This window comes from Embleya sp. NPDC020886, assembly GCF_044333915.1.
Taxonomy (GTDB): Bacteria; Actinomycetota; Actinomycetes; order Streptomycetales; family Streptomycetaceae; genus Embleya.
Genome location: NZ_JBIRRX010000008.1, coordinates 192,215 through 212,201, shown reverse-complemented (window position 1 = coordinate 212,201; position 19,987 = coordinate 192,215). Strand labels below are relative to the sequence as shown.

The window sequence follows — 19,987 nt, the reverse complement described above, 5'->3', positions numbered from 1 at the left end:
CCCCACCGCGCGGACGCGCCCGCACGCGGGTCGGGCGATCGCCCGAGCGGCGTGCGGGCGTGGCCCGACGGACGGGGGCTAGCGACCCCTGGCCTTGACCAGACCCGTCTCGTAGGCGAGCACCACGACCTGGACCCGGTCGCGCAGCCCGAGCTTCATCAGGATCCGGCCGACGTGGGTCTTGATGGTGGCCTCGGACAGGAACAGCCGCTGGGCGATCTCCGCGTTGGACAACCCCTGGGCGACCAGCATCATCACCTCCAGCTCGCGCTCGGTCAGCGCGTCCACCACGTCCGGGCGCGGCTCGTGGTCGCTGGGCAGGATCGGCGCGAACCGGTCGAGCAGCCGCTTGGTCGTGCTCGGCGCGACCACCGCGTCGCCGGAGGCCACCGCCCGGATCCCGGACAGCAACTCCGGCGGCGGGACGTCCTTGAGCAGGAAGCCGCTGGCCCCGGCCTTGAGCGCGGCGAACGCGTACTCGTCCAGGTCGAAGGTGGTCAGCATGAGCACCTTGGGTCGGGCCCGGCCCTCGGGCAGCACGAGCGCGTTCTCACCGCTCTCGGCACAGATCCGCCGACACGCCTCGACCCCGTCCATCCGCGGCATCCGCACGTCCATCAGGACCACGTCCACGTCCACGTGCCGAAGCTTGTCCAGCGCCTCGACCCCGTCGCCGGCCTCGGCGACCACACTCATGTCCGGCTGGGCCTGCAACACCATGGTGAAACCGGTCCGCAGCAATTCCTGGTCGTCGACCAGCATCACCTTGATGCTCACTGAGCTCCTTGAAGAGTCGTCCTGACGGGCGTACCGGAGGAGATGGAGGAGTCGTCGGGGCGACCGGCGTAGGGCAACATCGCGCTGACCGACCAACCGCCCCCGACGCTCGGCCCGGTCCGCAACCGACCGCCCAGCATCGCGACCCGCTCGCGCATGCCGACCAGACCGTGGCCCATGCCGTCGCCGGGGGCCGCGGCACCGCGGCCGTCGTCGCTGATCTCCATTTCGAGCCCATCTTCCCCGTAGCCGACACCGACCGTGGCGGTGGCATCGGGACCCGCGTGCTTGCGGGTGTTGGTCAGCGCCTCCTGGACGATGCGGTACGCGGTCAGCGCGACGCTCTGCGGCAGCTCGACCGGCACCCCCTCGACCCGGAGCTCGACGTTGAGGCCGGCGGTGCGCACCTGTTCGACCAATTCGCCGAGTTGTTCGACGCCCGGCTGCGGCACGTACGCGTCGGTCTCGGCCTGCGAACGCAGCACCCCGAGCAGTCGGCGCATCTCGGCGAGCGCCTCCCGCCCCGTCGCCGCGATCGTGCCCAGCGCCTCGCGGGCCCGGTCCGGCGACGACTCGATCGCGTACGCGGCGCCGTCCGCCTGCACCACCATCACCGACACGTTGTGCGCGACCACGTCGTGCAACTCGCGCGCGATCCGGGCCCGCTCGGCCGCCGCCGCGATCTGCGCCTGCTGGTCCCGCTCGAACTCCAGCCGGGTGGCCCGCTCCTCCAACTCGGCGTAGAACGCCCGGCGGGTGCGCATCGAATCGCCCAGCACCCACGCGATGGCCAGCAACACCACGATGAAGCCGAAGCCGATCACGTTGTCGCGGAACGAGGAACCGCCCGTTTCCGGGAAGCGCGAGAGCAGGATCACCGGTCCCAGCACGGTCATCGCCAGCCCCGTGCGGGAGAGCCAGCGCGGACCGGACTTGGCGGCCGTATAGAGCACGACGAGCATCGAATAGTTGGCCGCGCTCAGCGTGTCGTCCCAGACGAGCTGCATCAGGCCGCCGGTCACCACGAGGGCGGTCGCGGTCATCGGACGCACCCGGTGCAGCGCCATGCCCAGGCTCAGCAGCGCCACGATCGCCAGGAACCACCACCGAGGCGCGGCGACGGGGGTGTCCGAGACGACCTGGAGCAGTCCGAGGCCGAGAACCGGAATCGTGCACACCGAGTCGACCCACAGGGGGTGCGCTCGCAGCCACGCATAGATTCGTTGCACACTTCGACGCTACGTGGCCGCGGGCCGGGCGCGCGTCAACCGACTTGCCGAATCATCCCTCCGCCACAAGTCGGATCCGACCGGGTCGCGGGCCCTCCCCGAGTGCCGCCGGGACGGTTCAGCCGCCCTCCCCCGGGCGTACCGGCAGTCGGGCCCGGACCCGCCAGCCGCCGTCCGGCCGGGGCCCGGTCTCCAGATGGCCGCCGAACAGCGCGACCCGCTCGCACATACCGACCAGACCGTGTCCCATCCCGTCGCCGGGAGCCGCCGCGCCCCGCCCGTCGTCGCCCACGTCCAGTTCGACGTCCTCGCCCAGATAGCGAAGGCGCACCCGCGCCTTGGCGTCCGGCCCGCCGTGCTTGCGGGTGTTGGTCAGCGCCTCCTGGACGATCCGGTACACGGTCAACGCGACGCCCTGGGACAGCTCGACCGGCACCCCCTCGACGGTCAGGTCGACCGGCAGGCCCGCGCTGCGCACCCGCTCCAGGAGGTCTTCGAGCTGCTCGACGCCCGGTTGCGGGACATAGGCGTCGCCCTCGCTCTGCGAACGCAGCACGCCCAGCAGGCGGCGCATCTCGGCCAGCGCCTCGCGGCCGGTGGCGGAGATCGTGCCGAGCGCCTCGCGGGTCAACTCGGGCGCGGCGTCCAGCGCGTACGCGGCGCCGTCCGCCTGCACCACCATCACCGACACGTTGTGCGCGACCACGTCGTGCAACTCGCGCGCGATCCGGGCCCGCTCGGCCGCCGCCGCGATCTGCGCCTGCTGGTCCCGCTCGCGCTCCAGCCGGTCGGCCCGGTCCTCCAGCTCGACGTAGTACGCCCGCCGGGTGCGCATCGAATCGCCGAGCACCCAGGCGATCACGAACGGGCCCATCAGCAACAAGGTGAAGAAGATGATGCCGGTGGTCGGCACCTCCGGGTTGTCCCACCAGCGCAACATCGCCGCGATCGGCGCGAGCACCCCGCCGACGAGCGCCGTGCGCGAGACCCAGCGCGAGCTGTACGCGGCGGCGCTGTAGGCGATCGCGGGCATCGCGACCGCCTCCAGGCCGGGCGGTATGTCGTCGAAGAGCTGGAAGATCCCGACCGCGAGGGTGACCGCCAGCGCATGGCTGGGATTGCGCCGGCGGATCAGCAGCACGATCGACATCGTGCCGAGCGCGACCAGGTGCGGGAGGTCGAGCGGGCCCGGCTCGTCGATGATCACCTCGAACAGGCCGAACATGAGCAGCAGCAGCGCCCACGCTGCGTCCACGAGCAGGGGGCGGCCACGGAGCCAGGCGTACAGGTGATGCACACAGGCAGGTTAGACGGGCACATCCGTTCGCCCGCACTCCGGACGGACCGGCACAGACCGACCTCGGTCGTACGGCGGCGATCGGGGGCCGGTACCGTCGGGTTCGATGGAACGACGGCTGACCTGGAAGGAAGCCACCCGTCGGGCGTTGTACGGAGCCGAGGGCTTCTACCGCCGGGCCGAGGGCCCCGCCGGCCATTTCCGCACCTCGGTGCACGCCTCCCCGCTGTTCGCCCGCGCGCTGGCCGACCTCGCGCGCGCCGCGGACCTGGACACCGTCGTGGACGTGGGCGCCGGGCGGGGCGAGTTGTTGGTCGCGCTGTGCCGGATCGCGCCGCACCTGGAGCTGATCGGCGTGGATGTCGCCGGCCGGCCGGAGGCGCTGCCGCCGTCGATCGGCTGGGAACCGGAGGTTCCGCCGGGTCGGACCGCGTTGTTGATCGCCAACGAGTGGCTGGACAACGTCCCCGCCGACGTCGCGGAGGTGGACGAGCACGGTGTGCCGCGGGTGGTCGAGGTGGACGTGCGCACCGGGGACGAGCGGCTGGGCGCCGTCGTCCGCGACGAGGACGCCCGCTGGCTGGATCGCTGGTGGCCGCTGGTCGGCGCGGAGCCGGGCACCCGGGCCGAGATCGGCGAGTCCCGGGACGTCGCGTGGGCGGACGCGATCGAGCGGCTGGAGCGGGGGGTCGCGGTGGCGATCGACTACGGACACCTGGCCGACGGGCGTCCGACGTACGGCTCGCTGACCGGATATCGGCAGGGCCGGCAGGTGCCGCCCATTCCGGACGGCACCTGCGATGTGACCTGCCATGTCGCGATGGACGCGGTGGCGGCGGCGGGCGAGGCGGCGGGCGCGCGGGACACGGTCCTGACCACCCAGCGGCACGCGTTGCGCGCCCTGGGCCTGACCGGCCACCGCCCGCCGTACGAACTGGCCCGCACCGACCCCACCGGCTACCTCGCCGGCCTGCGCGACGCGGGCGAGGCCGGCGAACTCACCGCCCGAGGCGGCCTGGGCGACTTCCACTGGCTGGCTCAGGGCATCCGCATGCCCGTCCCCACCCACCTCCGCCCCTGACCGAACCACCCCGAGCCGATCGGCCCGGCAAACCGGCCGGGCCGGCGTCCGAGGCCGGCCGTCAGCTCGAACCGAGCGCCCCCGCCGCCCGAAGCGCGGCGATCCGCGCCTCGTCGTACCCCAACAAGTCCGCCAGGACCTCGGCGCTGTGCTGCCCGACCGTGGGCGCCCGCTCCGGCACGGGCAGCGACTCCCCGACGAACTTGATCGGCGACGGCAACTGCTCCGCCCCGAGCCGGTCCTGGTCGAACCACGGGAACCGGTGCCGGAACTGCGGATCCTCGGCGATCGTCTGCGGCGTGTTCACCGGCGCGATCGGCGTGTTCGCGTCGTTGCCGAACTCGATCCACTCGCGCGCGGTCCGGGTCGCGAAGATGTCCCGCAGGATGCCGCGCAGCTCGACGTTGCCGACCGCGTGGTCCGCGTACTTGGAGCCGGGCCAGCGCTCGAACAGGTCGGCACGGTCCACCCCCTCGCAGAAGTTCTTCCACAACGACTGCTCGGACGCCATGAACAGCACGTACCGATCGTCCTTGGTCGCGTAGATCTGGTAGCGGACACCCTTCTCCATGCCGCCGGTGCCGGGCGCACGCCGCTCGTAGTTGTCCGACTTGTTGCCGGTCACCTCGGACTCCGGGCGCTCGTACGCCTTCCAGGTCTCGCTGCGCAGCCAGTCCATCGACGCGGCCGCGTCCGACTGGGCGATGTCGATCACACTGCCCTCGCCGGTGGCCCGGGCCCGGATGATGCCCGCGAGCACACCGAGCGCGCCGAACATCGGACCGGCGTGGATGCCGATCGAGGCGTGCTCGGGCAGATACGGGAAGCCGTCCTCGTTGATCGCCGGCTTCACCACGCCGGCCCAGGTGTCGTAGGCGACGCCGTGGCTGGGCATGTCCCGGTACGGGCCGGTGGCGCCGTAGCCGGAGATCGTGCAGAACACGATCCTGGGGTTGATCTTCCTCAGGTCCTCGAAGCCGATCCCGCGCCGGGCCAGACCGCCCGGTCGCATCGCCTCGATCACCGCGTCGGCGTCCTTGACCAGCGCCTTGAAGGTCTCGATCGCCTCCGGCTTGCGCAGGTCCAGGACCAGTGACTTCTTGCCCCGGTTGACGTGCAGGTGCATCAGTGACGAGCCCTCCACGATGGGCCACGTCATGTCCCGGATGTAGTCGCCCTGCGGCGGCTCGATCTTGATCACCTCGGCGCCCAGATCGACCAGCGACGAGGTGATCGCGGCCGGTCCCAGCATCGAACACTCGATGATGCGAACCCCTGCGAGCGGGGCCCCACCCTTCGACTCGACCTGACTCATCGCTGCCTCCCTGCGAATATGACGATGCGTCAGATATTAACCGGCGCTCTCGCCGAGGGAAGAGGCGGAACCTGACGAACTGTCAGATGCGGGTCCGATCCAGCGTTCCGCACCCGCCTCGCGGCGTCCGATCCGTGAGCGTTCGGCCTGTTCGGCGACCATCGCGTCGGCCTCGGCCGCGTCCCGTCGGGCCGCCTTGACGTGCACCGGACCCGGGGTGGAGTCCAGGTGCACGGTGGCCAGGCCGAGCCGGCGCTCCCACGGACCCTGGGTCCGCCGTACGCTCTGCACCTTCGCGTGCGGAATCACATCCAGGATCCGGTGGAACCGGCCGCTGCGGGCCACGAACACCTCGGCGTCCGCGCCGTAGGCGCAGGCCGACCAGCCGACCGGATCGTGCCAACGGGCCCGCCGCGGCGCCGGGATCAGCTCGACCGTGTCGATGTCCACACCCGGCAGGATCTGGCCGAGCAGGCCGTGGGCGACCACACGGGGCGCGACCGGCAACAGGATCGTCTCCTTGTCGTCGGCGTCCTTGCCCCCGTAGCCGGCCACATTGATCTCGACCCGGACCCAGCCACGCAGCCGCCACAACCACGGCTGCACGATCCGCACCGCCTGGACCCGGCCGGGCGGCACCGTCTGATGCCGCTGTTCGAGCAGGCCGTGCCGCAACCGCAGACCGTCCGGCGAACGCGCCACGGTGAAGTCGAAATTCCGGATCACCCGCCCGGCGGTGAACTGCCACGCGGCCAGGAACAGCGGCACCGACCCGAACACGAAGGCGAGTTCGTGCAGGACGAAGGCCAGGATCACCACCACCACACTGGGCGCGAGCGCGGCCCACGTGCCCACCGAGAGCAACACCGAGCCGACCACCGCCGAAAGCGGCACCGAGACCAGCGCCTGCTCGGGCGCCTCCCCCACGTCCGGGCGCACCCCCGCGGCACGCGCGAGCAACTCGGCACGCAACCGCTGCGCCTCCGCCTCGGCCAGATAGGACAGGCTCGCCTCGGCCTTGTCCCCGCCGGCGACCTGGAGCTGCAACTCGGCGAGCCCGAACAATCGGGCGGCCAGCGGGCGGACGATGTCGACCGCCTGGAGCCGGGACAGGCGTACGTGCCGGGTCCGCCGGAACAGCACCCCGGAGTCCAGCCGCAGGTCGTCGCCCTCGATCCGGAACGTGGTGAACCACCACGACAGGTAGCCGTAGCCGAACGCGAGCGGCACCACCACGCCGAGCCCGATCATCAGCCGACCCGGGGTCGCCCACCCGGAGTTGACGTTGTGCACGACCACGCCCAGGCACGCGGCGATCACCACCCAGCCGCGGGCCGGCGGGGTCAGCGGGTGCAGCCGGCGCGGCTCGTCGGTGCCCTGGACGGGCCGCTCGCCGGCGGTGCTCACAACCCCGCCGATCGGGCCTCGCCCAGCGCCGCGAGCCGGTCGCGCAGCCGCGCGGCCTCGGCCGGCGGCAGGCCGCGCACGACCGCGTCCGAGGAGGCCGAGGCGGTGTGCAGGGTCACCGTGGCGATGCCGAAGCGACGCTCCAGCGGGCCCGCCTCGACGTCCACGAACTGCATCCGCCCGTACGGCACCACCACCAGCCGGCGAAACAGCACGCCGTGCGCGATCAGCAGGTCGTCGTCCCGCTCCGCGTAGCGCCACGAGCGCTGGTTGCGCCGGAGCGCGGGCAGACCCCAGGCAGCCGTCCCGACGCAGGCGAGCACCACCACCGCGCCCGCCCACCAGACCACGAACCGGCCGAGCAGACCGCCGGCGAGCACGGCGAACACCACACAGCCGGCGAGCAGCAGCGCGCGGCGCATCCGGTAGAGCTGTTCCGAGACGGCCCGCCAGTCGAGGTCGGGCGGAGCCAGGGCGTCATCGGCCGGTTTCATGGGGGCAACCTTCCCAGGTGGGCATACAAGGGTGCGAAGGAGCACACGACTACTGGCAGACTCAGGGTCCATGACCGCCAGGACCGTGGGCGTGGGTATCGGCGCCGACCAGCTCGACACGACCGACATGGTGCTCAACATCGGGCCCCAACACCCCTCCACGCACGGCGTGCTGAGGTTGCGACTCGTGCTCGACGGCGAGCGGATCGTCTCCGCCGAGCCGATCGTCGGCTACATGCACCGCGGCGCGGAGAAGCTCTTCGAGGTACGCGACTACCGACAGATCGTGATGCTCGCGAACCGGCACGACTGGTTGAGCGCGTTCGCGAACGAGCTGGGCGTGGTGCTCGCGGTGGAGCGCATGCTGGGCATGGAGGTGCCGCAGCGCGCGGTCTGGGCGCGGACCCTGCTCGCCGAGCTGAATCGGGTGCTCAACCATCTGATGTTCCTGGGCTCGTATCCGTTGGAGCTGGGCGCGATCACCCCGATCTTCCACGCGTTTCGCGAGCGCGAGGAGATCCAGGCGGTGATGGAGGAGATCTCCGGTGGCCGGATGCACTTCATGTTCAACCGGGTCGGCGGCCTCAAGGAGGATCTGCCGGCGGGCTGGACCGGGCGGGTACGGCACGCCGTCGCCACCGTCCGCACCCGGCTGACCGGGCTGGACGACCTGGTCTCGGGCAACGAGATCTTCCGTGCCCGCACCCGGGGGGTGGGGGTGCTGACACCGGCCCTGGTGGCCGCGTACGGAGTCAGCGGGCCGATCGCGCGAGCCTCGGGCGTCGACTTCGACCTGCGTCGGGACGAGCCGTATCTGGCCTACGGCGAGCTCGCCGACGTGCTGCGGGTGGTCACCCGCGAGGAGGGCGACTGCCTGGCCCGGTTCGAATGCCTGCTGGAGCAGGTGCACGTGAGCCTGGACCTGGCCGACGCGTGCTGCGACCGGCTCGACGCACTCCCGCAGGGTCCGGTGAACCTGCGGCTGCCGAAGGTGCTCAAGGCGCCCGAGGGCCACACCTACGCGTGGACCGAGAATCCGCTCGGCCTGAACGGCTACTACCTGGTCTCGCGCGGCGAGAAGACGCCGTGGCGACTCAAGCTGCGCTCCGCGTCCTACAACAACGTGCAGGTACTGACCGAGTTGTTGCCGGGCTGCCTGATCGCGGACATGGTGGCGGTCCTGGGATCGCTCTTCTTCGTCGTGGGCGACATCGACAAGTGACACCGCGGACGCCGGTCGGCGGTCGGGCGGGGCGCCGGCCGGGTCAGGCGTGCTTGCGGATGTCGATCCGGGGGATCTCCTCGGTGTCGTCGTGCGCGGTGAGGTCCACCGGCAGCGGCTTGGGCCGCGGCACACCCGGCCGGACCCGGTCGGACTCGCTGGGCGCGAACCGTACGCCCTGGCCGCGGTGCACCGGCGTGGGCTGGACGACCGGCGTGTCCTCGGCGCGGACCGGGTCGGCGAGCCGATCGGCCTCGATGTCGTCGACCGCCCGGTCCGGGACGGAGGTCGCCTCGGCCGGCTCGATCTCCTCCCCCTGCGGGCGCCCCGCGACCAGCGCGTCGTAGCGCGCGTCCGAGCCGAACAGCTCGTCGGTCAGGAAGCCGGTCGCCTCGGGCTCGGCCGGAGCGGCCTTGGGCGCGAAGAAGTCGAACCGCCCGGAGGCCCCGGAGCCGGCCACCCGGCGGGTCACCTCCAGCACCTTGTCCCGCACCATCCGGGTGACCTCGGCGGTCTCGGCTCCGGACGCCCGGGCCGGCGCGGGCACGGTCGCGGGCAGCATGGGGGTCGAGGAGGCGGGCTCGGCCGCGGCGGGCGGCGGCGACGCGACGCCGGGTGTGTCGGCAGGTGTGTCGGCTACCGGAGCCGACGCGGCGGCCGGGGCCGGGACGGCGGGGGCGGCAACGGCCGGCGGCGCGGGCGAAGCGGCAACGGCTGCCCCGGGAGACTCGGCGCGGGCGGGCACGGCGGCGGAGTCGGCCCGGGAGGCTGCCGCCGGGGCGGCCTCGACCGGGGCACCGGCCGGGCGGGCGACACCGCGGCCGGGCTCGGCGGGCCGGGCGACCGGGGCGGCGGGCCGCGTCGCGGCGGCGGGCGCACTCTCGACCCGCGCGGCGGGGCGCGCCGCCGGGCCGAACACCGAGGCCGCGTAGGCCGGGACCAGGTCCGGCGCGGAGACGGGCGGCCGACGCACGGCCGGGACGATGGACGGGGCCGTGGGACGCGCCTCGCCGGCCCGCCGATCCAGCAGGTCCAACACCGCCGCGCCGCGCGCGAACAGGTCCGGGGTCAGCCGTTGCGGACGCGACACCAGGTGGTCGGCGGCCAGTTCGCCGGCCTGCAACACGGCGAGTTCGTGCTCGTCGGCCCGTTCGATCGCCACCCGCAGCTCTTCGGCCGAACGCTCTCGCTCGCGGCGCCGGGCGATGCTCTCCTCGGCCAGTCGCCGGTGGTGTGCGGTACTCCCGCGGACCACCCACGCGATCGCGCCGGCCGCGGACAACACGCCCAGCAGCACGGCGAGTCGAAGTGTGGTCGCACCTCCCGCGACGACCGCCAGGACGACGGCGACGAGCGCCGGCGCGCATATGGCGGCAAGCAGGGATATGCGTGTGGCGGTCGAGACCGAGCGATGGCGTCCACGTGGCATGCACCAGACGTTAGCGCGATACGGCGTTCGCCTTGGTGCGGGGGTTGCCGTGGGCGCGGGCTTTTTTGCTTTCCGTGGGGGGAACTTGGCCGGGCCGACCGCGAACACCGGGCCGGGCCGAAATCCTCCGGAATGCCGCGACGCCGACCGGACCATGGGTAAGTCCGGTCGGCGCCAGGGGATTTGCCGTCATCGAGGAAATTGCGTCAGATCAGGTTCTTGGACTTCAGGTAGGCCTTGGCGACGTCGGCCGGCTTTTTGCGGTCCTCGTCGACCTGCTTGTTGAGCGCGGTCAGGTCCTCGGTGGTGAGCACGGGGGCGAGCTTGTCGACCAGCGGCAGGATCTTGTCCGCCTTGCCCGAATTGACGACCGGAATCACGTTGTCGGCGTTCTGCAGCTTCTTGTCGTCCGTGAGGACGACCAGGCCGAACTGGTCGAGCGTGGCATCGGTGGACGTGGTCAGGACCAGTTGGTCCTTGCCGTCCTTGACCGCCTGCTTGGCGGCGGTGGTGCCCACGCCGAGCGGGTCCACGCCACTCACCTTGATGCCGTACGTCTTCTCCAGGCCCGGGGCGCAGAACGGGCGCGTCCTGCACTCCTCGCCCGCCGCGATCTTCACCTCGATGCCGGCGCGGCCCAGGTCGGAGAGCGTCTTCAGGTTGTTCTTCGCGGCGAAGTCCTTGGTCACCGCGAACGCGTTCTGGTCCACGGCCTGCGACGGTGTTCCGGACTTGAGCCCGGCCGGGCCGGCGAGCGTGTTCAGCGCGGCGACCGTGGCCGCCACATCCGGCGAGGCGACCGGTGCGGCATCCGGGCCGTTCTTCTTCCGGTTCAGGAACTCCGCCATCGTCGCCGCGTATTCCGGCACGACCGCGATCTTGCCCTTCTCCAGCTCGGGTTCGTAGAGCTCACGGTTCTTGACCGTCTTGATGCTCGCCTTCACCCCGCCCTTGTCGAGCAACTGTTTGTACATCTGCGCCAGGATCTCGGATTCGGTGAAACCGGCCGAACCGACCACCGTCTTGTCGTCGTCCGAGGAGGAACACCCCGTCGCGCCCATCAGAAACACCAGGGACAGCCCTGCCGCCACGCCGACCGTCATGCCCGTCTTGCCACGCCGTATAAGCATGCGATGCACCGCCCTTTCCGTTCTCACGAGGTCACACCGCCACGCGGCGTCCGGGCCGTGAACCGCTGCACGAGCGCGAACAGGCCCTCCACCACCAGAGCCAACGCGGCCACGAGGATTGCCCCCGCCACCACTTGACCGTTGTCCTGCAGGTCGAAACCGGCCGTGACGATGCGCCCGAGACCGCCCCCCGCGACCAGTGCCGCGAGTGTTGCGGTCGCAACAACCTGAACGGCACACGTTCGAATTCCCGTCATGATCAACGGAAGTGCCAGGGGCAGCTCGACACGGAACAACATCTGCCCGCCCGTCATGCCCATGCCGCGCGACGCCTCGACCACGTCCCGGTCCACTCCCCGCATGCCGACGTAGGCGTTGGTGAGCACCGGCGGGATGGCGAACAACACGAGCGCGATGATCGTCGCGGTGTCGCCCATGCCGATCGGACTCAACCCGAGCAGCACCAGCACCGCGAACGTCGGGATGGCCCGCCCGATGTTGGAGATGTTGATCGCCAGCGTGCCGCCCCGGCCCAGATGTCCCAGCCACAGCGCGATCGGCAGCGCTATGACCACCGCGACCAGCACGCACACCACGGTCAGCACGACGTGTTCGCCGAGCCGATTCCACACCCCGCTCTCGCCGCTCCAGTTCGTGCCATCGGCCAACCAGTCCCACGCGTCGCCGAGCACGTTCACGCCGAGGCCCCCGCCTTCAGGTCGATCTCGGCCGTCGGCGCGGGCACCGCCGACTGTCGCCGCTTGCGCCCGCCGGCCCGCTCCCACGGGGTCGACAGCCGCTGTACGCCGAGCAGCAACAGGTCGGCCACGATGGCCAGCACGACGCACAACACCGACGCGGTCAACACCTGCGCCTTGAAGAGCGTGTCGATGCCGGAGTAGATCAGGTTGCCCAGCCCGCCGGAGCCGACGATCGCGCCGACCGTGGTGAGCGCGACGGTGGACACCGTGGCGACCCGGACGCCGGCCATGATCGCGGGCAGCGCGAGCGGCAGTTCGACCTGGAACAGCAACCGCCCGGGCCCGTAGCCCATGCCCTTGGCCGCCTCCACCACATCCGGCGGCACCGCCTGCAGACCGGCGAGCATGTTCCGCACCAGGATGGTCAGCGAGTACAACACCAGGCCGATGATCACCGTGGTCTCGGTCAGACCCGTGAACGGCTGCAGAATCGCGAACATCGCCAGCGAGGGAATCGTGTACAGGATCGTGGTCGAGCCGAGCAGCACGCTCCCGGTCAGTCGCCAACGCCGGGCCGCGAGGGCCATCGGGAACGCGACGAGCAGACCGATCGCCACCGATACGACGGTCAGATAGATGTGTTCGCGCAACGCGGTGGTGATCTCCTCGGAGTACTCGTCGAAGTACTTCCCGCAGACCCACGAGTTGCGCTTCAGGCAGTCACCGGAGGCCACAATCACGGGCGGACAGTACCCCAGCGGTCGGACGGACATTCTCGTGACGGCCGACACACCCGGTGTGTGAAGGGGATCGTCCGGGTACGTTGCCACCCTTGGGGGCCGGGAATCACCCGGATCTCCGGACACCTGCCACGATTGCCCGCCATGCCCCCGGAGGGTCCCCATGATCCGGCTCGACCGCGTCACCAAGCGGTACCCCGACGGCACCGAGGCTGTCGCGGAACTGTCCCTGGAGGTCGCCGCGGGCGAACTGGTCACCCTGGTCGGCCCGTCCGGCTGCGGCAAGACCACCACGATGAAGATGGTCAACCGGCTGATCGAACCCACGTCGGGGCGGATCTTCCTGGACGACGAGGACATCACCCGGGCCGACCCGGTCAAGCTGCGCCGGCGGATGGGCTATGTGATCCAGTCCGGCGGCCTGTTCCCGCACCGCACCGTGCTGGAGAACACCGTCACCGTGCCGAGTCTGCTGGGCTGGGACCGCAAGAAGGCCCGGGCTCGCGGCGTCGAACTCCTGGAGCTGGTCGGCCTGGACCCGGCCAGGCTCGGCGACCGCTACCCGCACCAGCTCTCCGGCGGCCAGCGCCAACGGGTCGGCGTGGCCCGCGCCCTCGCCGCCGACCCGCCGGTGTTGCTGATGGACGAGCCGTTCGGCGCGGTGGACCCGGTGGTGCGCGAGCGTCTGCAGAGCGAATTCCTGCGACTTCAGGCGGAGTTGAAGAAGACCGTCCTGCTCGTCACGCACGACATCGAGGAGGCGGTGCGACTCGGTGACCGGATGGCGGTCTTCTCGATGGGCGGCCACATCGAGCAGTTCGACACACCCTCCAGCGTGCTCGGCGCGCCCGCCAACGACTACGTCGCCGACTTCGTCGGGGCGGATCGCGGCCTCAAGCGGCTGTCGGTGACCGAGATCACCCCCGAGGACCTCGAACTGCCGCCGGTCGTGCACCTGGACGACCAGATGTCGGAGGCGCTCGCGAAGCTGCGCGCGGCCGACTCGCGCTGGGCCGTGGTGCTGGACGACGCGGGCAACCTGCACGGGTGGGTGGACGACCGCGCGACCGGCGGTACGGTGCGCGATCGGGCCCGCCGGATGGAGGCCTGGGTGCCGGTGCGCGCCTCGCTCAAGCAGGCGTTCGGCGAGATGCTCCAGCACGACGCCGGGTGGATCGCGGTGCTGGACGGGGACCGGTTCGTGGGCGTGCTCACGCCGGCGCGGCTGCACGAGGCCCTGCGGCGCTCGATCGGTGCGGAGGAGCGGGACATCCCGTTGGCCGAGGTCGTGCTGGACACGATCGAGGGCTGACGGGAAATCCCGGGCCGGCCCGGGGCTACTTGTCCTCGGGGTCCTCGGGGACGCGCAGTATCCGCTCCAGGAACAGGCAGCCGCCGACCAGCAGCAGGCCCGCGCCCACGGCGAAGGCACAGCGCTGGGCCTGGGCCGAGCGCTCGGTGACCTCCAGGAAGCCGGTCAGGTAGAGCGCGTAGCCGCCGTACAGGCCCACCACCAGCGCGCCGACCAACGAACCGGCCTTGGCGAAGACCACCGCCCGCGCGGCGACCAGCGGATCCACCGGGCGGGCGTTCGGCCGCCGCTCGCGCTGCGCCTTGAGCCGCGAACGCAGCGACAGCGCGGTCGCCAACGCGATCGCGGCCAGGCACAACAGCACGATCGGGGCCAGGATCGGGACCACGGGCGGCGTGCCGCGCGAGTCCCACAGGTCGATTCCGGCATACGCGAGGCCACCCGCCCCCAGCGCGAGGGCGAGCAGGACGAGCGGGCGCGTGGGCTTCATCGGTCTGCGGTCAGCTCCAGGTCGTCACGGCGACGCACCCCGTCGAGGCCCACCCGCGCGAGCAGGTCGGCGACCCGGCCGTGGCCCGGTACCTCCGCCTCGGGGTCGATGTCGTGCCACGGTGCGAGCACGAACGAACGCTCGTGCGCGCGCGGATGCGGCAGGGTCAGGCGCGGGTCGTCCCGCACCACGTGCTCGAACCAGATCACGTCCACGTCCAGCGTGCGCGGTCCCCAGCGCTCGACCCGGACCCGCTGGAACGCCTCCTCGATCGAGTTGCCGCGCTCCAGGATCAGATCCGGGGTGAGCAGCGTGCGCACCTCGACCACCGCGTTGAAGTAGGTGCCCTGCTCGGGCCCGCCCACGGGGTCGGTCTCGTAGACCGGGGACACCCGCAGCAGGCTCACTCCCGGGGTGTCGGCGATCTCGTCGATGGCACCCTGGATGGTTTCCAGGCGGTTGCCCAGGTTGCTGCCGAGCGCGAGCACGACCCGGCTCCAGGTCGACGGCATCCGCCGGCCGGCGGTCTCGGCGGGCTGCTCCGGGACCGGTTCGCGCGTGGGCTCCTCGACGGTGTCGGTCATCGGTCCCGCCCTCGCACGATGGTCACCGTCACGTCGTCGAACGGGACGGTGATCGGGGCGTCGGGCTTGTGCACGATCACTTCCACCTCCTGCACGAGCGGGCGGGCCAGGCACACGTCGGCGATCCGCTGCGCGAGCGTCTCGATCAGATCGACCGGGTCGCCCTGGACGACGCCGACCACGTCCTCGGCGACCTCGCCGTAGTGCACCGTGAGGGTGAGGTCGTCGGACTGCGCGGCCGGACGGGTGTCCACCCCGAGCACGACGTCGACAACGAAGGTCTGGCCCTCGTCGCGTTCCTTCGCGAACACTCCATGGTTGCCGCGGGCCTTCAGTCCCCGCAGCGAGACGCGGTCCAGCATCAGTCGCCTCCTCGGCGCTATCCCATCACTGCGCACCCCGACCGTTCGGTTGTCGACCCGTCGAGGGGCGGTCGCGCCGACGGCCGGACCACCTCTGTGCGGTACGAATGTACCCAGCGAACCCGACAGGTTCGCTCGGCCGGGTGCCCCGAAGACACCCGAACGACGCATCGAAGCGATCGGGATCGGTCAGATCTCCTCTTCGGCGTCGACCTCCGCCATCACCGGAGACGCGTGGTGCAGCCACAACCGCCAGCCCGCGGGAGTGCGCCGGAAGACGTTGGTGACCACCGCCCGGCCGCCCGCGAACCCGGCCTCGTCGCCGCCGTCCTCCTCGGCCATCCCGGTCAGCATGTTCGCCGTGCAGGACAACACCGCGACCTCGCCGGCCAGCTTGACCTCGACGTCGGTCAGGAAGAACTGCACATACGCGGTGTTCGCCATGATCAGCGCGTACGAGCGCAGAATCTCCGCGCGTCCGTGCAACGCGGGCCACCCCGGATGCACGCACGTCACGCTGGGCGCGTCGGGGCCGTCGGCCCAGATCGCGCCGAGGGCGTCGATGTCGCCCTCCTCGACGGCCGTCCACAGCGCGAGGTTGACCTCGCGTACCGCGTCCGCCTCGGGCGACGTCTGATCGTCAATCGGGTTCATCGGGCCTCCTGCCAGGCAGCCGCCACCTTGACCGCGTCGAGCGAAGCGGGCACCTCGTGCACACGGACGGCCCACGCGCCCGCGGCGGCGGCCAGCGCGGAGACCGCGGCCGTCGCGTCGTCGCGGCCGCGAGGCGGACGCAGTGTGCCGTCCTCGGCGGCGAGCAGCCGCCCCAGGAAGGTCTTGCGGGACGCGGCCACGAGCAGCGGACGACCGAGCTCGTGCAGCGCGTCCAGGTGGGCGAGCAACGGCCAGTTGTGCGCGGCCGTCTTGGCGAAGCCCAGGCCCGGGTCGAGCACGATCGCGTCGGGGTGCACGCCGGCCGCGATCACCTTCTCCATCCGCTCGGCCAACTCGGTGCGCACCTCGGCGACCACGTCGGCGTAGACCGCGTGCTCCTGCATGCCGCGCGAGTGCCCACGCCAGTGCATGACCACCACGGGCACCCCGCTGTCGGCCACGTAGGCGGCCATCGCCGGATCCGCGAGCCCGCCGCTGACGTCGTTGACCAGCCTGGCGCCGGCCTCGACGGCGGCGCTCGCGACCTCGACCCGGGTGGTGTCCACGCTGACCACCGCGCCGGCCGCGGCCAGTTCGCGCACCACCGGGACGACCCGGCGCAGTTCCTCGTCCACATCGACCCGACCGGCCCCCGGTCGGGTCGACTCGCCGCCCACGTCGATCAGGTCGGCCCCTTGGTCGAGCAGCGCGAGCCCACGCGTGATCGCGGCCTTCGAGTCGAACCACAGGCCGCCGTCGGAGAACGAATCGGGGGTCACATTGACCACCCCCATGACCGCGCACCGGCCGAACTCGGGCAGGCCGCGCACCCGTGGTGGGCGGTCGGGAGCCCGATGTCGCGGGCCGGTCGTCGCTGTCATGGGGAACAGAGTAGGGGTTGACCGGGCGCTGCCCGGTCAACCCCCGAGTACTGCGTCGCGACTTGTCGCCGGTGTCCCCACCGACCCGCGACCGTGCGCCGTGCGACCGCTACCGGCTCAGGATCAGGCTCATCGCCTCGGCCCGCGTGGCCGCGTTCAGCAACTGCCCGCGCACGGCGGAGGTGAGGGTGCGCGCACCCGGCTTCCGTATGCCGCGCATGGTCATGCACAGGTGCTCGCACTCGACCACCACGATCACCCCGCGCGGGCGCAGGATGTTCACCAGCGCGTCGGCGATCTGGGTGGTCAGCCGCTCCTGCACCTGCGGACGCTTGGCGTAGACGTCCACCAGGCGCGCGAGCTTGGAGAGGCCGGTGATCTGACCGTCCTCCGACGGGATGTACCCCACGTGCGCCACCCCGTGAAAAGTCACGAGGTGGTGCTCGCACGTGCTGTAGACCTCGATGTCCTTGACCAGGACCATCTCGTCGTGGCCGAGGTCGAAGGTCGTGGTGAGTACGTCCTCGGGCTCCTGCCGCAGTCCCGCGAAGATCTCCTGGTACGACCTGGCCACACGGGCCGGGGTGTCCTTGAGACCCTCGCGGTCGGGGTTCTCCCCGACCGCGAGCAACAGCTCCCGAACCGCGCGCTCGGCGCGATCCTGGTCGAACTCACCCACGGTACGACCGTCGAAGGTGACCGGGTCGATCGTCACGTTCAGTTCTCCGGAGAATCGGACGGCGGCTCGGGGTGCGCTACCGCCCCACCGGACCCCGTCGTGGTGCCCGTCGCAGAGGTCGAGCCACCGTTGAGAATTCCATTCTCGCTGCCGCCACCGGAGAGTGTGAGCTCGCGGGGCGTCATCACGGGGGGACGGCTGGACGGCTGACGCCGGCTGGAACCCGTCCACGCGGGACGAGCCGGGCGCTTGGTGACCGGAGCGAAGATCTCGGCGACCTGGGCCTTGTCCAGGGTCTCCTTCTCCAGCAGCTCCAGCACCAGGTTGTCCAGCACGTCACGGTTCTCGACGAGAATCTCCCACGCTTCGTTGTGGGCGGTCTCGATGAACCTCTTGACCTCTTCGTCGACGATAGCCGCGACCTCTTCGGAGTAGTCGCGCTGGTGACCCATTTCACGACCCAGGAAGGGCTCGGCACCGTCGTTGCCGAACTTGATCGCACCCAGCCGCTCGGTCATCCCGTACTGGGTGACCATCGAGCGGGCCAGACCGGTGGCCTTCTCGATGTCGTTCGAGGCGCCCGTGGTCGGGTCGTGGAAGACCAGCTCCTCCGCCGCGCGCCCGCCCATCATGTAGGCGAGCTGGTCGAGCATCTCGTTGCGCGTGGTGGAGTACTTGTCCTCTTCGGGCAGGACCATCGTGTAGCCGAGCGCGCGACCGCGGGACAGGATCGTGATCTTGTGCACCGGGTCGGTGTTCGGCAGCGCGTGGGCCACCAGGGCGTGGCCGCCCTCGTGGTACGCGGTGATCTTCTTTTCCTTGTCGCTCATGATCCGGGTGCGCTTCTGCGGCCCGGCCACGACCCGATCGATCGCCTCGTCCATCGACTGCGCGTCGATCAGCTTGGCGTCCGCGCGGGCGGTCAGCAACGCGGCCTCGTTGAGCACGTTCGCCAGGTCGGCACCGGTGAACCCGGGGGTGCGCCGAGCGACCGCCTTGAGGTCGATGTCGTCGGTGACCGGCTTGCCCTTGGCGTGCACCTTGAGGATGTCCCAGCGGCCCTGCATGTCGGGACGGTCGACCGCGATCTGCCGGTCGAAGCGGCCCGGGCGCAGCAGCGCGGGGTCCAGGATGTCGGGCCGGTTGGTCGCGGCGATCAGGATCACGCCGCCCTTGACGTCGAAGCCGTCCATCTCGACCAGGAGCTGGTTGAGGGTCTGCTCGCGTTCGTCGTGACCGCCGCCCATGCCCGCGCCGCGGTGTCGGCCGACCGCGTCGATCTCGTCGACGAAGACGATCGCCGGCGCGTTGGCCTTGGCCTGCTCGAACAGGTCGCGCACTCGGGAGGCGCCGACACCGACGAACATCTCGACGAAGTCGGAACCGGAGATCGAGTAGAACGGCACGCCGGCCTCACCCGCGACCGCGCGGGCGAGCAGGGTCTTGCCGGTTCCGGGCGGGCCGTACAGCAGCACACCCTTGGGGATCTTCGCGCCGACCGCCTGGAACTTGGCGGGCTCCTGGAGGAACTCCTTGATCTCGTGGAGTTCCTCGACCGCCTCGTCCGCACCGGCCACGTCGGCGAAGGTCGTCTTCGGCGTGTCCTTGGAGATCAGCTTGGCCTTGGACTTCCCGAAGTTCATGACCCGGGAGCCGCCGCCCTGCATCTGATTCATCAGGAACAGGAAGACCACGACGATGAGCACGAACGGCAACAGGGAGAACAGGATGCTGACGATCGTGCTCTGCTTGCTGAGCTTGACCGTGTAGGAGTCCTGGATCTTGCCCTGCTCGTACTTGGACTGGAGCAGGCGCTGGATCTCCACGCCCTGCTCGTCGATGTACGAAGTCTTGATCTTGTTGTGCTTGTCGACCTTCACCCCGTCGATCAGGGTGAGTTCGAGTGACTGGTCGTTACCGCCGATGAGCTTGGCTGACTTGACCTGGTCGTTTTGGATCGCCTGGATCGCCTTGCCGGTGTCGACACCCTTGAAGCCGCTCGAAGAGGAGACGAGCTGCATCAGGAGGATCACAGCAATGACGGCCAGCGCGATCCACATGACCGGCCCGCGGAAATAGCGCTTGACGTCCATCGATGCGGGGCAGCAGACGCCCCGTCCCTCCTGCCGACTTTTGACCCGGACGCCTTATGGCGCCCGGGTACGTTGCCTGTCCGGTATCGCCCGGCACGGTCGCCCGTGCT

20 protein-coding genes are annotated in these 19,987 nt (G+C 70.9%); 3 read left to right on the top strand and 17 right to left on the bottom strand.

The annotated features are described in order from the left end of the window. Positions 1-78: 78 nt before the first annotated feature. The 3 genes from ACH4U8_RS27130 to ACH4U8_RS27120 all read right to left on the bottom strand — a co-directional run bounded on the left by ACH4U8_RS27130 (position 79) and on the right by ACH4U8_RS27120 (position 3,303). Complete coding sequence (locus ACH4U8_RS27130; RefSeq protein WP_360313052.1) at positions 79-777, bottom strand: response regulator transcription factor; 699 nt, start codon at positions 775-777, stop codon at positions 79-81. Then, positions 774-2,006, bottom strand: a complete 1,233-nt coding sequence (locus ACH4U8_RS27125; RefSeq protein ID WP_395780791.1) for a sensor histidine kinase — start codon at positions 2,004-2,006, stop codon at positions 774-776. The genes ACH4U8_RS27130 and ACH4U8_RS27125 overlap by 4 nt, the downstream gene beginning before the upstream one ends. Before the next feature lie 118 nt (positions 2,007-2,124). After that, positions 2,125-3,303, bottom strand: a complete 1,179-nt coding sequence (locus ACH4U8_RS27120; RefSeq protein WP_360313048.1) for a histidine kinase — start codon at positions 3,301-3,303, stop codon at positions 2,125-2,127. A gap of 106 nt (positions 3,304-3,409) precedes the next feature. On the opposite strand from ACH4U8_RS27120, the gene ACH4U8_RS27115 reads away from it, so the two are divergent. Beyond that, on the top strand, positions 3,410-4,384 hold the full coding sequence (locus ACH4U8_RS27115; protein ID WP_360313046.1) for an SAM-dependent methyltransferase: 975 nt from the start codon (positions 3,410-3,412) through the stop codon (positions 4,382-4,384). A gap of 61 nt (positions 4,385-4,445) precedes the next feature. On the opposite strand, the gene ACH4U8_RS27110 is transcribed toward ACH4U8_RS27115, so the two are convergent. Genes ACH4U8_RS27110 through ACH4U8_RS27100 form a run of 3 tightly spaced genes read right to left on the bottom strand, consistent with a single transcriptional unit; the run spans position 4,446 to position 7,600 of the window. Then, positions 4,446-5,699 (bottom strand): CoA transferase, encoded by a 1,254-nt coding sequence (locus ACH4U8_RS27110; RefSeq protein ID WP_360313044.1) that lies wholly within the window; start codon positions 5,697-5,699, stop codon positions 4,446-4,448. A gap of 36 nt (positions 5,700-5,735) precedes the next feature. After that, positions 5,736-7,106, bottom strand: coding sequence for a PH domain-containing protein (locus ACH4U8_RS27105; protein WP_395780789.1), 1,371 nt, complete (start codon positions 7,104-7,106; stop codon positions 5,736-5,738). Then, on the bottom strand, positions 7,103-7,600 hold the full coding sequence (locus ACH4U8_RS27100) for a PH domain-containing protein (protein WP_360313040.1): 498 nt from the start codon (positions 7,598-7,600) through the stop codon (positions 7,103-7,105). Before ACH4U8_RS27100 ends, ACH4U8_RS27105 begins: the two co-directional genes overlap by 4 nt. 70 nt (positions 7,601-7,670) lie before the next feature. Here ACH4U8_RS27100 and ACH4U8_RS27095 point away from each other — a divergent pair, with 70 nt between their 5' ends. After that, positions 7,671-8,822 carry an NADH-quinone oxidoreductase subunit D gene (locus ACH4U8_RS27095; protein WP_360313038.1) on the top strand — a complete coding sequence of 384 codons (1,152 nt, stop codon included), beginning with the start codon at positions 7,671-7,673 and terminating at the stop codon, positions 8,820-8,822. A gap of 43 nt (positions 8,823-8,865) precedes the next feature. Here ACH4U8_RS27095 and ACH4U8_RS27090 read toward each other — a convergent pair whose 3' ends face one another. The 4 genes from ACH4U8_RS27090 to ACH4U8_RS27075 form a co-directional block, all read right to left on the bottom strand. After that, positions 8,866-10,251, bottom strand: a complete 1,386-nt coding sequence (locus tag ACH4U8_RS27090; RefSeq protein WP_395780787.1) for a hypothetical protein — start codon at positions 10,249-10,251, stop codon at positions 8,866-8,868. Between the two features lie 206 nt (positions 10,252-10,457). Next, a complete protein-coding gene (locus ACH4U8_RS27085) occupies positions 10,458-11,381 on the bottom strand; it encodes an ABC transporter substrate-binding protein (protein ID WP_395780785.1) in 924 nt (307 codons plus the stop codon). 23 nt (positions 11,382-11,404) lie between these two features. After that, positions 11,405-12,079 (bottom strand): ABC transporter permease, encoded by a 675-nt coding sequence (locus tag ACH4U8_RS27080; protein ID WP_360313034.1) that lies wholly within the window; start codon positions 12,077-12,079, stop codon positions 11,405-11,407. Further along, a complete protein-coding gene (locus ACH4U8_RS27075; RefSeq protein ID WP_395781013.1) occupies positions 12,076-12,816 on the bottom strand; it encodes an ABC transporter permease in 741 nt (246 codons plus the stop codon). Before ACH4U8_RS27075 ends, ACH4U8_RS27080 begins: the two co-directional genes overlap by 4 nt. A 169-nt stretch (positions 12,817-12,985) precedes the next feature. Here ACH4U8_RS27075 and ACH4U8_RS27070 point away from each other — a divergent pair, with 169 nt between their 5' ends. Continuing rightward, positions 12,986-14,134: an ABC transporter ATP-binding protein gene (locus ACH4U8_RS27070; protein WP_395780783.1), complete on the top strand. Its 1,149-nt coding sequence runs from the start codon at positions 12,986-12,988 to the stop codon at positions 14,132-14,134. A gap of 25 nt (positions 14,135-14,159) precedes the next feature. On the opposite strand, the gene ACH4U8_RS27065 is transcribed toward ACH4U8_RS27070, so the two are convergent. The 7 genes from ACH4U8_RS27065 to ftsH form a co-directional block, all read right to left on the bottom strand. Continuing rightward, the gene (locus ACH4U8_RS27065; protein WP_360313030.1) at positions 14,160-14,624 is read right to left on the bottom strand and encodes a DUF3180 domain-containing protein; all 465 of its coding nucleotides are present in this window, start codon (positions 14,622-14,624) and stop codon (positions 14,160-14,162) included. Beyond that, positions 14,621-15,208, bottom strand: a complete 588-nt coding sequence (folK, locus tag ACH4U8_RS27060) for a 2-amino-4-hydroxy-6-hydroxymethyldihydropteridine diphosphokinase (RefSeq protein ID WP_360313028.1) — start codon at positions 15,206-15,208, stop codon at positions 14,621-14,623. The genes ACH4U8_RS27065 and folK overlap by 4 nt, the downstream gene beginning before the upstream one ends. Beyond that, positions 15,205-15,567, bottom strand: a complete 363-nt coding sequence (folB, locus tag ACH4U8_RS27055) for a dihydroneopterin aldolase (RefSeq protein WP_360313210.1) — start codon at positions 15,565-15,567, stop codon at positions 15,205-15,207. Before folB ends, folK begins: the two co-directional genes overlap by 4 nt. Positions 15,568-15,759: 192 nt before the next feature. Further along, the gene (locus tag ACH4U8_RS27050; RefSeq protein ID WP_360313026.1) at positions 15,760-16,224 is read right to left on the bottom strand and encodes a nuclear transport factor 2 family protein; all 465 of its coding nucleotides are present in this window, start codon (positions 16,222-16,224) and stop codon (positions 15,760-15,762) included. Next, a complete protein-coding gene (gene folP, locus ACH4U8_RS27045) occupies positions 16,221-17,105 on the bottom strand; it encodes a dihydropteroate synthase (protein WP_360313024.1) in 885 nt (294 codons plus the stop codon). The genes ACH4U8_RS27050 and folP overlap by 4 nt, the downstream gene beginning before the upstream one ends. 109 nt (positions 17,106-17,214) lie before the next feature. After that, positions 17,215-17,820, bottom strand: coding sequence for a GTP cyclohydrolase I FolE (gene folE, locus ACH4U8_RS27040; protein ID WP_360313022.1), 606 nt, complete (start codon positions 17,818-17,820; stop codon positions 17,215-17,217). A gap of 2 nt (positions 17,821-17,822) precedes the next feature. Next, positions 17,823-19,877, bottom strand: a complete 2,055-nt coding sequence (gene ftsH / locus ACH4U8_RS27035) for an ATP-dependent zinc metalloprotease FtsH (protein ID WP_360313020.1) — start codon at positions 19,875-19,877, stop codon at positions 17,823-17,825. Positions 19,878-19,987 lie beyond the last annotated feature (110 nt).

Coding starts and splice junctions, on each gene's coding strand:
- ACH4U8_RS27085 (WP_395780785.1), bottom strand. CDS start 11,381: ATGCTTATACGGCGTGGCAAGACGGGCATGACGGTCGGCGTGGCGGCA.
- ACH4U8_RS27095 (WP_360313038.1), top strand. CDS start 7,671: ATGACCGCCAGGACCGTGGGCGTGGGTATCGGCGCCGACCAGCTCGAC.
- ACH4U8_RS27110 (WP_360313044.1), bottom strand. CDS start 5,699: ATGAGTCAGGTCGAGTCGAAGGGTGGGGCCCCGCTCGCAGGGGTTCGC.
- folK (WP_360313028.1), bottom strand. CDS start 15,208: ATGACCGACACCGTCGAGGAGCCCACGCGCGAACCGGTCCCGGAGCAG.
- folP (WP_360313024.1), bottom strand. CDS start 17,105: ATGACAGCGACGACCGGCCCGCGACATCGGGCTCCCGACCGCCCACCA.
- ftsH (WP_360313020.1), bottom strand. CDS start 19,877: ATGGACGTCAAGCGCTATTTCCGCGGGCCGGTCATGTGGATCGCGCTG.
- ACH4U8_RS27070 (WP_395780783.1), top strand. CDS start 12,986: ATGATCCGGCTCGACCGCGTCACCAAGCGGTACCCCGACGGCACCGAG.
- ACH4U8_RS27050 (WP_360313026.1), bottom strand. CDS start 16,224: ATGAACCCGATTGACGATCAGACGTCGCCCGAGGCGGACGCGGTACGC.
- ACH4U8_RS27100 (WP_360313040.1), bottom strand. CDS start 7,600: ATGAAACCGGCCGATGACGCCCTGGCTCCGCCCGACCTCGACTGGCGG.
- ACH4U8_RS27065 (WP_360313030.1), bottom strand. CDS start 14,624: ATGAAGCCCACGCGCCCGCTCGTCCTGCTCGCCCTCGCGCTGGGGGCG.
- ACH4U8_RS27090 (WP_395780787.1), bottom strand. CDS start 10,251: ATGCCACGTGGACGCCATCGCTCGGTCTCGACCGCCACACGCATATCC.
- ACH4U8_RS27115 (WP_360313046.1), top strand. CDS start 3,410: ATGGAACGACGGCTGACCTGGAAGGAAGCCACCCGTCGGGCGTTGTAC.